The sequence below is a fragment of the Cyanobacterium sp. Dongsha4 genome (assembly GCF_036345015.1).
Lineage (GTDB): Bacteria > Cyanobacteriota > Cyanobacteriia > Cyanobacteriales > Cyanobacteriaceae > PCC-10605.
This window is the reverse complement of record NZ_CP084098.1, coordinates 3,409,490-3,422,320: the sequence shown is the minus strand read 5'-3', so window position 1 is coordinate 3,422,320 and position 12,831 is coordinate 3,409,490. Positions and strand designations below refer to the sequence as shown.

The 12,831-nt window shown below is 34.0% G+C and carries 13 protein-coding genes and 1 tRNA gene; 6 read left to right on the top strand and 8 right to left on the bottom strand.

Annotated elements, in window-relative coordinates; genetic code table 11:
- Positions 1-110: 110 nt before the first annotated feature.
- The 3 genes from Dongsha4_RS14715 to Dongsha4_RS14705 form a co-directional block, all read right to left on the bottom strand.
- Positions 111-1,817 (bottom strand): NFACT family protein, encoded by a 1,707-nt coding sequence (locus Dongsha4_RS14715; RefSeq protein WP_330203078.1) that lies wholly within the window; start codon positions 1,815-1,817, stop codon positions 111-113.
- 68 nt (positions 1,818-1,885) lie between these two features.
- Entirely contained in the window at positions 1,886-2,587 is a 702-nt protein-coding gene (locus tag Dongsha4_RS14710) for a response regulator transcription factor (protein WP_330203077.1), read from the bottom strand.
- A 196-nt stretch (positions 2,588-2,783) separates the two neighbouring features.
- Positions 2,784-3,281 carry an HNH endonuclease gene (locus tag Dongsha4_RS14705; protein WP_015220135.1) on the bottom strand — a complete coding sequence of 166 codons (498 nt, stop codon included), beginning with the start codon at positions 3,279-3,281 and terminating at the stop codon, positions 2,784-2,786.
- Between the two features lie 172 nt (positions 3,282-3,453).
- Between Dongsha4_RS14705 and petG the strand changes: the two genes are divergently transcribed.
- Together petG and Dongsha4_RS14695 are read left to right on the top strand one after the other, a co-directional pair.
- Positions 3,454-3,570: a cytochrome b6-f complex subunit V gene (gene petG / locus Dongsha4_RS14700; RefSeq protein ID WP_015220136.1), complete on the top strand. Its 117-nt coding sequence runs from the start codon at positions 3,454-3,456 to the stop codon at positions 3,568-3,570.
- Between the two features lie 70 nt (positions 3,571-3,640).
- Positions 3,641-5,062: an FAD-binding domain-containing protein gene (locus Dongsha4_RS14695; protein WP_330203076.1), complete on the top strand. Its 1,422-nt coding sequence runs from the start codon at positions 3,641-3,643 to the stop codon at positions 5,060-5,062.
- A gap of 251 nt (positions 5,063-5,313) precedes the next feature.
- Here the strand turns inward: Dongsha4_RS14695 and Dongsha4_RS14690 are convergent, their stop codons facing one another.
- Together Dongsha4_RS14690 and Dongsha4_RS14685 are read right to left on the bottom strand one after the other, a co-directional pair.
- Entirely contained in the window at positions 5,314-5,919 is a 606-nt protein-coding gene (locus tag Dongsha4_RS14690) for a PEP-CTERM sorting domain-containing protein (protein WP_330203075.1), read from the bottom strand.
- A gap of 831 nt (positions 5,920-6,750) precedes the next feature.
- Positions 6,751-7,437, bottom strand: coding sequence for a PEP-CTERM sorting domain-containing protein (locus Dongsha4_RS14685; RefSeq protein WP_330203074.1), 687 nt, complete (start codon positions 7,435-7,437; stop codon positions 6,751-6,753).
- 359 nt (positions 7,438-7,796) lie between these two features.
- Here Dongsha4_RS14685 and Dongsha4_RS14680 point away from each other — a divergent pair, with 359 nt between their 5' ends.
- Positions 7,797-8,489, top strand: a complete 693-nt coding sequence (locus Dongsha4_RS14680; RefSeq protein ID WP_330203073.1) for a sugar transferase — start codon at positions 7,797-7,799, stop codon at positions 8,487-8,489.
- A 68-nt stretch (positions 8,490-8,557) separates the two neighbouring features.
- The gene (locus Dongsha4_RS14675; protein ID WP_330203072.1) at positions 8,558-9,247 is read left to right on the top strand and encodes a glycoside hydrolase family 24 protein; all 690 of its coding nucleotides are present in this window, start codon (positions 8,558-8,560) and stop codon (positions 9,245-9,247) included.
- 3 nt (positions 9,248-9,250) lie between these two features.
- Here the strand turns inward: Dongsha4_RS14675 and Dongsha4_RS14670 are convergent, their stop codons facing one another.
- On the bottom strand, positions 9,251-9,496 hold the full coding sequence (locus Dongsha4_RS14670; RefSeq protein WP_330205451.1) for a Txe/YoeB family addiction module toxin: 246 nt from the start codon (positions 9,494-9,496) through the stop codon (positions 9,251-9,253).
- Positions 9,492-9,758, bottom strand: coding sequence for a type II toxin-antitoxin system Phd/YefM family antitoxin (locus Dongsha4_RS14665; RefSeq protein ID WP_330203071.1), 267 nt, complete (start codon positions 9,756-9,758; stop codon positions 9,492-9,494). The genes Dongsha4_RS14670 and Dongsha4_RS14665 overlap by 5 nt, the downstream gene beginning before the upstream one ends.
- Before the next feature lie 201 nt (positions 9,759-9,959).
- On the opposite strand from Dongsha4_RS14665, the gene Dongsha4_RS14660 reads away from it, so the two are divergent.
- On the top strand, positions 9,960-11,378 hold the full coding sequence (locus Dongsha4_RS14660; RefSeq protein WP_330203070.1) for a GTP-binding protein: 1,419 nt from the start codon (positions 9,960-9,962) through the stop codon (positions 11,376-11,378).
- Positions 11,379-11,444: 66 nt separating this feature from the next.
- Here the strand turns inward: Dongsha4_RS14660 and Dongsha4_RS14655 are convergent.
- A tRNA-Ser gene (locus Dongsha4_RS14655) sits at positions 11,445-11,529 on the bottom strand.
- A 132-nt stretch (positions 11,530-11,661) separates the two neighbouring features.
- Between Dongsha4_RS14655 and cbiD the strand changes: the two genes are divergently transcribed.
- Positions 11,662-12,753 carry a cobalt-precorrin-5B (C(1))-methyltransferase CbiD gene (cbiD, locus tag Dongsha4_RS14650; protein WP_330203069.1) on the top strand — a complete coding sequence of 364 codons (1,092 nt, stop codon included), beginning with the start codon at positions 11,662-11,664 and terminating at the stop codon, positions 12,751-12,753.
- Positions 12,754-12,831: the final 78 nt, after the last annotated feature.

Here is a 12,831-nt window from a genome sequence, read left to right as displayed (position 1 = left end):
GAGTTCAATTTTTAAAACGCAAAAAATTTTAGATTGCCAGAAAATGTTTATTTTAGGGGGATTGAGAAGTTGGCAAATTAGGGAGAAACTAATTTTTAATTGCTAAGTGCTTAGTTGAATAATGGTTTACCCCAAATAACGGTTTCCCTGCTATAGATAACCATTCCGGGTTTTGCTCCTTTTGGCTTATAAACATGGTTAGGATTAGTGTAAATTACAGGCACTTGTTCGCTTTCTCTACCTTGACTGTAATAAGCGGCTAAGTTTGCAGTAAATTGTAAATCTTTTTCTTCTGGTGCATCTCCAGCGTTTAAACGCAATAAAACATGAGAGCCTGAGATTTCTTGTGCATGAAACCATAAATCATAATCGGTGGCAGTTTTGAAGGTTAGAATGTCGTTTTGACGATTATTCCTCCCGACTAAAACTTCATAACCTGATGGTGTTTTATAGCTTCTCGGTTGAGATTCTTCTTCACTGTTGTCATTATTTCGATACTGTTTATCTTCTATATATTTCTGATTGATTAATTCTGATTTAATCTCCTGAAGAGTTGTTAAATCGTCTTTTTCTTGATAGTCTAATTGTTGCAAATTTATTGCTATTTGTTCTAAATAATTTACTTCCTCGTTCACTTCGTCTAACAAAGGTTTAACTGCTTGTTTTGCCCTTTTCAATTTTTGGTATTTCTTGTACAATATTTGGGCATTTTGAATCATATTTTTGTCAGGAGCTAAGTTAATTTTTACTGGCTCTCCAGTGGTAAAATCGTTAAGAGTTATTTCTTTCATTCCCACTTGCCATTGGTTTAGGTGAGCCATTAGTAAATCAGCTTTGTTACTATAAACTTCGCAGTTATTAGATTCTTTTATTTTCTCTAAATATTTATTTTTTTTTGTTTTTAATTTTTTTAATATATTTTTTATTTTTTGTTGTAGCTGTTGCTTAAGTTGAATAAAATTTTCTTGATATATTTTTTGATTATAGTATTTATTAATAACAAAATTAATATTTTCTGCTTGGTTTGGTTCTCCTAAAACTGTATATCCCTGGGATGTTAGATGAGAATAAAATTGATTTTTTTCTATAGATGTTAACCAAGTTTGCCAATTTTTATATAATTCTTGCCACTCATTTTGTGTTAATTCTTGATTGGTTTTACTTAAATCTATATCGCTTTTTTGCAATAATTCCTTGGCAATATTAGGACTAATTCCTCGATAACTTTTTATTAGTTGTTTATCTATTCTTCCGGGTATTAAACTAACTTTTTCTTGCCATGTCTCTTGAGATTCTTCTAGTTTAGGAATATTTCCTGTTAGTGGTGGAGGTAGTTGATAAATTTGACTGGTTTCAACGGTGCGTAAGGTAGATTTGTCGGCGGTAACTTGTTTGGCAACGGTGATAATTTGATTGTCGGCATTGGTGAGAATGACATTGCTATATTTACCCATGATTTCCACGTAAAGATGATTTAAGGGCGATTCATTGGGGCGTTGTGCAAACTGAAAATCAATGACTCTTTCCCAATCGCTGACTATTTCTATCCCTATCAAAGCATAACCGTTAATTAAGTGTCTAAGTTGATCACTAAAAGTAAAAGTGTCTTTACCACGAGGGGGCGGATTACCAACACAAATTCTGGCGGCTTGAGGATGCCATGAAATGGTTAACCATGATTTTTTCTCAATATTTCTCAAACAAAGACTAATAGAGGTGCGATCGCACTGGTAAACTTGTTCTAAACGAGAGGGAATATAATTTTCTTGGAGGGAGTAACAAACGGCTTTCAGGGTTGTGTAGTCAAAAGGTTGCATGATTTGAGTTCGGGGTTCGGGGTTCAGAGTTGGTTAGTAGAAATATTGTCACTTAACGCTAATTATGATTAATTATCTTCAAATTTGTAGCCTACACCGACAACAGTTTTAACAAAAGAAGGTTGGGCAGGATTCGGTTCAATTTTTTTGCGTAAACGGCGAATGTGAGTATCAACGACTCTTTCATCTCCGAAAAAATCTGCCCCCCATAGTTTATCAATTAATTGCTCTCTACTCCAAACTTTTCCGGGATAACTAATGAAGGCAGAAAGTAAATTAAATTCAAGGGCTGTTAAGTCTAATTCTTCTTGGGGTTGATTCTCTAGTTTACGGGTGGCGATATGTTCGTCTAAATTGAGTATAAAGTGGGAGGTTTCATATATTTGTGACTGTTTTTCGTGGCGTAAACTACGGCGTAGTAATGCTCTAACTCTGGCAACTAATTCTCTGGGGCTAAAAGGTTTGACTAAGTAATCATCTGCCCCTGTAGATAAACCAATGATGCGATCGAGCTCTTCTCCTTTTGCCGTTAACATGAGAATATAGGGATCTTTTGTCATACCCTGATTACGGATGCGACTACAGACTTCTAACCCGTCTAGTTGGGGTAACATCAAATCGAGGATAATTAAGTCTGGTTGAATAGTTTGAGCCTGTTGAAGGGCAGTGATTCCATCATAGGCATGATGACAAGCAAAACCCTCTCGACTTAAACAACTATTAATCAATTGGGCGATTTCCCTTTCGTCTTCAACAATTAAAATGTCCATATTTATTCGTTAAGCTACTGCATATCTTCTGTTTACAGGTGAAGACAGGGAGATGAGGCGAGAGGGAGGTGAGATGTCAAGTATTGGGGTATTGGGGAGAAACGAGTTCAGGATTATGAGTTTTTAATTCTTCATTCTTCATTCTTCACCTTTGCTCCTTGCCCCTTGCCCTTTTCACTTTACTCCTTGCCCTATTTTAGATACCTATAACATACTTACGCCATTCATGGTTAAGATTATCTTTGGTACATTTAACAATTTCAAAGTGAAGACTACTATAAGGCTTTCTCGGTGATTTATGCAAGGGCATATGAGCCTCTTTTGGAGTTCTATTTCCTTTTTTTATATTACAACGAACACAAGCGGTAACAAGATTCTCCCAACTGTCTGCACCTCCACGAGAACGAGGTAGAATATGGTCTAAGGTTAATTGATCTCCTCTGTAACCACAATATTGACAAGAGTGGCGATCGCGCTCTAGGATATTTCTTCTGGTTAAAGGAATATCTTTATAAGGTACTTTGACATAGTGACGTAACCTAATAACGGAAGGAAAGGGAAAAGTCGGATAAATAAAATTTTCATAATGTTCTAACTGTTCGGCTTTTCCTTTGAGTAATAAAATAACCGCTCTTTTCCAGTTAGTAATATTAAGCGGTTCATAGGAGGCATTCAAGACTAAAACCTTACCCATAAACGTATTTTCTTAAATATTTTATTGCTGATGGTAGCACAAATTTTCTGAAAGTGACTATTAATCAACTTTTTCAGCGATAGATTCAGAAAAAATCCATTTTTCCAGTCATATTTTTGATAAACTTTCTAATAGATAATTTAAGAAATATTTTTATTGAGGAAAAAAATAAATGGTAGAGCCTTTATTACTTGGTATTGTTTTAGGTTTAATTCCTGTAACCTTAATTGGTTTATTTTTCGCCGCTTACCGTCAATACAGACGTAGCAGTGAAATTGGACTCGAATAAACATTCATAATCTTTTAACTCTTATCCCCTAACTCCCAACTCCTAACCCCGAACCCTAAATCCTTAATTTATGATTATTTTCTGGCATCGTCGAGACTTAAGAATTAACGATAATATCGGTTTAGCAAAAGCCTACACAAAAGATAAAAAAGTTATCGGTGTATTTTGCCTAGACCCTAATATATTAAAAAAAGATGACATCGCACCTGCCAGAGTCAAATACTTATTAGGATGCCTAGAAGCATTAAAAACGAAATATCAAAAACTCGGTAGTGATTTATTAATTTTCCATAACACCCCAGAAAAGACTATTCCTTCCCTTGCAGAAAAACTCAAAGCTGATGCGGTTTACTGGAATTTAGATGTTGAACCTTTTTCTCGCCACAGAGATAAAAATGTTAGTCAAGCATTGAAAGAAAAATCCATCGAAACTCAAACTTTTTGGGATCAACTTTTACATTCTCCCGGAGAAATTCTCTCTAAAAGCAATCAAACTCCTTATACCGTTTATACTCCCTTCTGGCGCAACTGGGAAGCGCAGCCTAAATCATCTCCCGTTGACTCACCCCAACAACTCACGGGTTTAAATGACTCAGAAAAAATCATTGTCAAAGAATTAGGTACTATTAATATACCTTCTCTCAATGATTTAGGTTTTTCATGGGATGCAGATTTGCCTTTGTCGCCCGGAGAAGAATCCGCCCTCGAAAGACTAGAGTATTTCTGTCAATCTCTTATTTATAATTATGAGTGCGATCGCAATTATCCCTTTCTTGATGGCACATCTCAACTAAGTGCCGCCCTAAAATTTGGTGCAGTATCTGTAAGAACTATTTGGGAAAAAAGTCAAGCAGAATTAACAAATTGTAATAGTGACGAAGCTAGAGAAAATATTATTGCATGGCAGAAAGAAATTGCATGGCGAGAATTTTACCAACATTGCTTATACTTCTTCCCTCAATTAGCAGAAGGAGCATATAGAGAACAATTTAAACAATTCCCTTGGGAAAATGATGAAAAAAAATTTCAAGCATGGTGTGAAGGAAAAACAGGTTATCCCATAGTTGATGCGGCAATGAGACAGCTAAATGAAACAGGATGGATGCACAACCGTTGTCGGATGATTGTGGCCAGCTTCCTCACCAAAGATTTAATAATTGATTGGCGTTGGGGAGAAAAATATTTTATGCAAAAACTCTATGATGGTGATTTAGCCGCAAACAATGGCGGTTGGCAATGGAGTGCTTCTAGTGGAATGGATCCCAAACCTTTAAGAATCTTTAACCCTGCCTCTCAAGCCCAAAAATTTGACCCAGAAGCTGAATATATCCGCACATGGCTACCAGAAATCAGACATTTAGATACTAAAGATTTGGTGACAGGAAAAATATCTCCCCTCGAAGCAAGTAGTTGTGGTTATCCCTTACCCATAGTAGATCACAGTCAACAACAAAGAGAATTTAAAAGGCTTTATCAATTAGTTAAGGGTTGATCAAAAAGTAGTGCCATGAAGTGGGTATCAGGTTAAATACTGATAAGTCAAAAACCTTGCCATAATTCTGATATGGTATCGTTCTAACCTTTTGAACAAATTAAAATCCCCCATAACCCACACATAATCAATGGGAAAACGGGGGATGATAAATCAGTAAATTTATAAAAACAAACTATCCGCACAAAACCAAAAATAAATAATTAAATAGACAACTATTTGATATAATTCCCACTTAAATATACGAACAGTTAAGCCTCAACAGATTGTTTTTTAGACTGCTTAGACTTGAATAAACCTCCTAAACCTAAAGCTAAACCTGTACCTAGAATAGTTAAAGGTTCAGGCACTGGAGACGCTTCAATAGTCATTGAGTAACTACCGTTAGCAAGTTTCTGGGCTGATAGAACCCCCTGTCCTAGAGCCGTTGTACCATTGTAAAAAGTACCAGTAAAGGAAGGAATATCTATTTGACCGTCACCAGAGAAATTTAATATAGTTGAAATAGGATTATCGGCAGCAAATTTAACTCCATTGGCAAAAGTAATAAATGGATCGGACGTAGTTCCGTTGTATGTTCCATTTACACCATTAACAGCACCTAAAAAAATATCGGCAACTGCATTGGGTCCCATTAACCCATTTAAACCAGAAAGAATTCCTGTACCACCAAAAGAAACATTGAAGGAATGAAAATCTAAGTAATCATTAACTGTATGTTCCGTATAAGTTATTTGTCCAGCAATTTGAACACTGCCAATAGTAACTGCTTGGGCAGAATCAGGGGTCAAAGCGATAGTTGCAACAGTAGCAGTGGCGGCTAAAGGCACAAGGGACAAGGATAAAATTTTGTTCATGAGTATATGTTCCTCTTTAATAACTATTTATACTTACGTATTTTCTTGGATAAGATTAACTATAACAGTTTTTTCTAAAAAATCAACTAAGTACTGTGAACTTTCTGAAATCTTTACAAAAATTTTTATTTTTTGTTCAACAAATTTAATAAAAGCCTTATATATAGAAGCACACAGAATCTTGAGATCATAAATAATAATGTTTGTAAAAATAATAATAGACTTAATATTTTAAATAGCGTGTTTAACTACGAGCATATCTTGCCTAAGTGTAACTACGCATTTTTTGAGTCAGAGCTTAAAATTTAATTTAAGTATAAATGTTGATTAATAACTTTGTTTCGTCCTAATGAAAAGATCATGTTTTTCTCTGATAGCCGATTTTTCAACAAATAAGCCTGTTAAATCAAAACTCAGTAAAAAAGAGTATAAAAGAGTATAAAAAAGTAAATTAAGTATGTAAATAACAAACAGAAACATACAAAAAAGAGAAAACAGAACTGATTTTGTTGTTTTAGAAATAAAATCTAATCAAGAGACAAAAAATAACAAAAACTTATAAGGCAACAGGCAAAAATCAATAAAAACTTATATTATTTTTAGCTTTTTAATACAGACGAACATGAAGAATATTTTGTTTAACTCATTCCCTATACCCTAGTTCAGCTACTTTACTTTTTGACGAAATTCAAAACCCCTGAATTCATATACAACTTAATAGGAAAACAGGGAATTATAAACCAGTAAAATTGCGAAAACAAACTATCCACACAAAACCAGAATAAATAGACCAGTATTTGAAGTAGCTTTTAATCAAATATACAAAAAAAATTAAGCCTCAACAGATTGTTTTTTAGACTGCTTAGACTTGAATAAACCTCCTAAACCTAAAGCTAAACCAGTTCCTAAAATAGTTAAAGGTTCAGGCACTTCACGAAAAGCATGGTTATCACTTTCAAAGGCGTTTGATGTCGAACTCAAACGAATTTCATTGAAACCAAAGGAATTATCGGAAAAGAAATTAACATACCGATTGGTATTAGAAGCGGTCTGATTACCATTCGCAGAGGCGATAATATCACTACCTGTAAAACTCTGTAGAAGTCTTCCATTGTTATAAAATTCGATGCTATTGTAACCATCAATTGAACCCCAGTAAAGTCCAAAATAATTCCAAGCGGGACGACCATTACGCTGTTTAATAGTAGCGGGGGTGCTAGTGGAAGGACCAACAGAGAAGTAGTTTGATGTATTATTTGCTGGAGTTGCATACTGTCCGGGTGTTGTGCCAGAAGTGATGATTCCCCCATTATTATAAATGCCACTGATAAGAGAACTATCGAAAGTGTTAACTGTTGTTCCAGAAACACTAGTTGTCCAATACCCTAGAGACTTATCTACTTGTGTTCCACCAAAATTGAAACTAATAGCCTTCGCAGGAGCAGAAGTCATTATTACTGAAATAACGGTAGTAGTAGCGGCAAAAGGCACAAGGGAAAAAGATAAAAGTTTGTTCATGAGTATATTTTCTTTATTTAATAAATACTAACACTTACGTATTTTTGGATTAAGATTAACTATAACAGTTTTTTTAAAAAAATCAACTAAGTATTGTACACTTCATGAAATCTTTACAAAAAATTTTATTTCCTGTTAAACAAACTTAACAAAACCTCTTTATTGAAAACTTTACAGAATCTTTAAGAAATAAATGGTGACGTTTGTAAAAAAAAATTATAGACTTATCTATTAAATGCTATAGTTAATTACTAAAAGTTTTTACTTAAGTGTAATCACTTAGTGTTGATTCTGAGCTTAAGATTTGACTTAAGTAGAAATGTTGATTAATAACGTTGTTTAATCCTAATGAAAAGATCATGTTTTTCTCTGATAGCCGATTTTTAAATAATCTCTTACCATCCTCTGATTTGACTTCTTACCCTCAAGGGGTAAATACTACTATTCATGTATCTGCTTACAGCACTTTTAAAAGATATTTTGATATTCTTGGTGGTTGTGTGGGCTTAGTGATTACTGCTTTGATATTTATTCCCATTGCGATCGCAATTAAGTGGGATAGTCAGGGGCCTGTTTTATATAGTCAAATTCGTTGCGGTTTGAATGGTAAGCCTTTTCGCATTTGGAAATTTCGCTCTATGTATAGCGATGCAGATCAAAAAAAGCACTTAGTGGAAAATAAAGCTAAAGGTCATATATTCAAAAACGATCAAGATCCTAGAATTACTAGAGTAGGAGCATTTTTACGGAAAACTAGCCTTGATGAATTTCCCCAATTTTGGAATGTTTTATTGGGAGATATGAGTCTAGTGGGAACTCGCCCCCCAACAATTTGTGAAGTTAGTCACTATAGTTCACGTCATTGGTTGAGATTGAGAGTTAAACCCGGTATTACCGGAGAATGGCAAGTTAATGGACGCTCTTTGGTGGATGATTTTGAGCAAATAGTGTCTTTAGATTTACAGTATCAGAGAAAATGGTCTATTTGGTACGATTTAGCGTTGATTATCGCCACAGTAAAAGTGGTTTTATTGCGTAAAGGTGCTCACTAGAATCGGATTACTATATGATAGGAACAGTAACTAATACTGAATTAATCTAGTTATTTGTTTCTGGTAGTATGACCAATATTAATCGATCGCACTCCTTTAGCACACAAATTGTCAACTTTTTTAAACTGATTATCTTACTAATCATACTAACTGGAATCGGCAACGCTATTTTTCGGGAAAAAAAAGCAGAAATCAAAACCGCAGGACAACATTTAATTTCGAGTATTTATGGTAGTCCTCCATTAGTTATGCAAGGGGGAGATCCTTATATTAGGGCGTTAATGCGTACTATTAGTTTTAGTGAGTCTAATTATTTAAACCCCTATTATGTAATTTATAGTGGCGAATATGTGGATGATTTAAGCGAACATCCGAATATTTGCATGACCATTATTAATGGACCTAATAAAGGTAAATGTAGCACGGCCTCTGGACGTTATCAATTTTTAAATACCACCTGGGCAGAAAAAGCGGCAAAATATCATCCTCATCCTTCTAAGTTTTTGGTGTGGAAAGATTATAGTTTTGAGCCTGAGTATCAGGATAAAGTTCTCTACAACTGGTTAACGGATACTACAGCATGGGAAAAAGATATAGCAGAGTTATTGAGAGAAGAAAAAATAGATGATGTGTTAAGAATGTTATCTCCTACTTGGACAAGTTTGGGTTATGGCATAGAAGATAATAATATGACGAAATTTTTGCCTAAAGTATATAAGAAATTACTACAAGAAGAATTAACCCTCAGTCAGAAATAAAATCTATTCATAATGAGACCAGACAGAAAGAATTTTGATGGTTTGATTATTGTCATCAACACGATAAACTAAGCGATGCTTAATATTTATTCTCCTTGAATAGTAACCTTTTAGATTACCTGATAATTTTTCGTAAGGAGACTCATAGGGGTTTGATTTTAAGATGTTGAGTAATTCTTTGAGATTACCATCTAATTTTGCAGATTTAAGTTTTTTCGCATCCTTTAGAGTATTTCGACTAAATTCAATCTTTCAAGTCATTTAAAACTTCCAAAAATTCCTCCTCTGATACCCATTCATTATCTTTTTCTGCTGTTTTTATGGATGAGACTAAGTTAGGAATAGATTGTAAATACAAGGTTTCTTGTAAACTGTCCCAGTCTTCTTTTGATAAGATTACGACATCCCCTTTTTTACTACTGATAATCCGAGGATGATGATCTTGATTTACTTGTTCTATTAGACTGAATAAATTATTTCTTGCAGTACTTATATTAATTATTTTTATCACTATTTTTTTCTAAAGTTTGAAATTGTACATTTTATCGCACAACATCTTTGAGATTAAAAATTAACCTCAGCATGGGATTTGAAAGTTGTTCAACCCTCATGGTTGTCAATGATTCTTGTGGTGAAATGAATTGTAATGACCGAGAACATTTTAAAATATAGGAATAATCCTTTTAAGGCTATAACTTGAGTTAATAATGTTATGTGGGAAGAAGATTGGGAAAATGCGATTATTGATTTTGCTCATTGGCAGGGAGAAATAAATTATCATAAGGCACAGGAATCTTTACGGAATTTATTATTAAATCTGGATTTGAAAGAGGAAGAGAAGCAGGGATTAGAGACAGAAATTGCTCACTTGAATCAAATGTTACAAAAATTAGAAGATTCAGTGATTCAAATTGCCGCTTTTGGCATGGTGGGAAAGGGAAAATCTAGTGTTTTGAATGCTTTAATTGGTCAAGAAATTTTTATTACTGGGCCACTTCATGGAGTGACAAGAGAAATTGAGCAAACTAATTGGCGTTTAAGTAAGGAGAGTATTGGTAATGGAGAGCAAAATATTCAACGATTGATTAAGGGTTCGGAAAATGTCCAAATTCAGTTGATAGATACTCCGGGGATTGATGAAATTGACGGGGAAACGAGGGAAAAGTTAGCCCATGATATTGCTTCTAGGGTGGATTTAATTTTGTTTGTGATTGCGGGAGATATTACGAGGGTAGAGTATCAGGCTTTATGCCAATTGCGAGAGGTGGGCAAACCAATGATTTTAGTATTTAATAAAATTGATCAATATCCTCAGTCCGATCGCATCGAAATTTATTCTACTATTAGGGATGTTAGGGTAAGGGAATTATTATCACCGGATGAAATTGTCATGGTTTCGGCTTCTCCTTTAGAAACAGTGGCGGTAAAGGATAAAGAGGGAAAAGTGAAAATAATACGTCAACGGGGAAAGCCACAAATAGGAGATTTACAGTTAAAAATATTAGAAATTCTCCATCAAGAGGGTAAATCTTTGGTTGCTTTAAATACCATGTTATCTACGGGACAAATTAATGAGCGTTTAATTCAACAAAAACTTGTTTATCGAGATGCAGAGGCAGAAAAGATTATACAACAAACCATGATGACTAAAGCAGGTGCGATCGCGCTTAATCCTGTCACAGCTATAGATTTATTTACAGGGGCAATCATCGACGTGGTTATGATTTTAAGGTTATCACAACTTTATAATATCGCCATGACTCAACAAAGTGCGGTGAAATTGTTACAAAAAATAGCCATCAGTTTAGGAGGAGTTACCGCTAGTGATGTGTTAGTAACCTTTGGTTTAAGTTCCCTTAAAGGTATTTTAGGATTAACAACCCCTGTTTCTGGAGGTTTAACCGTTGTGCCTTATATGTCAGTTGCGATCGCACAAGGAGCATTTGCAGGAGTTTCCACTTATACAATTGGACAAATATGTAAAGTTTATTTAGCAAATGGGGCATCATGGGGAGAAAATGGTCCTCATGCAGTGGTAGAAAACATTATTAATTCCCTTGATGAAACCTCAATTTTAAACCGCATTAAAGGAGAATTGAAGGCAAAACTAGGCAGAAAACTTATTAGATAAAATCGATGATTAATTTTCTATCTGCCTTTATGATTATAAAAATGTTTTTGATACTAATGTAGAGAACGGAGAGGGTGGGATTTGAACCCACGGACTGTTTCCAGTCACTCGATTTCAAGTCGAGCGCGATCGACCACTCTGCCACCTCTCCAAAAGATAGCCATTATACATTATAACATAATAATTAGACATAAGGGTAAAATCTTGGAATATCCCATTAAAGCCTAAACGCTAGATGTTAATATATGTTTTATATTTTTTGTGATTTACATTGATTGATTAGATGCTCAGTAGTTTTGGTTATACATTACCTGTATTTGCTACAGCTTCAGCAGTGGCAGGTATTAGATATTTAGATAATAGTTTAACAGATAATTCCGTAGAAATTGATTTAATTAATCCACCAGAAAAAGCCATTATTTTTATTGAGCAAATCTCTAAAATTAGTAGTAATCAAGTATTAGCAATTACGAGGTCAGAACCGGGTAAAAATCTGGATATAACTCGCAATACTCCTATTTGGGCTTTAGTTACACTAACTCCTAGTCAAGAAACAAAAATTATCATTGAAGGAGGAGAAGGAGTGGGAAAAATTATTGATTTAGGTGGAAAATCTGCTATTTATAATTATGCTCATAAATTACTAGAATTTAATATTTTAAATAATCTTAAAAATCATTTTTTAGTTGAAGTAAAAATTATTTTACCTGAAGGAAAAAAACTCGCAGAAAAAACTTCTAATTCGGCTTTTGGGATAATAGAAGGGTTGTCTTTGTTGGGTACAAGTGGAATTTCTCAACCTTTGACCAGCAAGGAACAGTTAGAATTATATCAGGAGGAGCTAATTAATAAGAGTAAAAATCATGATCAATTAGTGTTTTGTATTGGAGAAAATGGTTTAGATTTAGCGGTTAAATTAGGTTTTAATTCTTCTCAATTAGTTAAGACTGCTAACTGGTTAGGTTCAATGTTAGTTACGGCTTCTCATGCAAAAGTTAAATCAATTATTCTTCTTGGTTATCATGGTAAGTTAATCAAATTAGCTGGTAATATTTTTCATACTCATCATCATTTAGCCGATGGAAGATTAGAGATTTTAACTGCGATCGCATCTTTTTTGGGCTTAAATCAGGATATTTGTCAATTATTATTCACAGCAAAAACTACTGAATCAGCATTAGAAATTTTGCAAGAATTTGATATAAATAATAATAGTAATTGGACTGAAAAAATATATAATTATATGGCTGAAAAAATAGCTAAAAATTCGGAAAAGTATATTCTTAATCATAGTGATTTTCCTGTAAAAGTAGAAGTGATTTTATTTACTCGTCAAAGACAAATTATTGCCAAATATAAACAATCCCTAGCTTAACTTATTCTTAATCATCAATTATTATTTGAGATTGTTTTTCTTGATATGGTGAAAATATAAGTTCTTGTCAAAAAGATC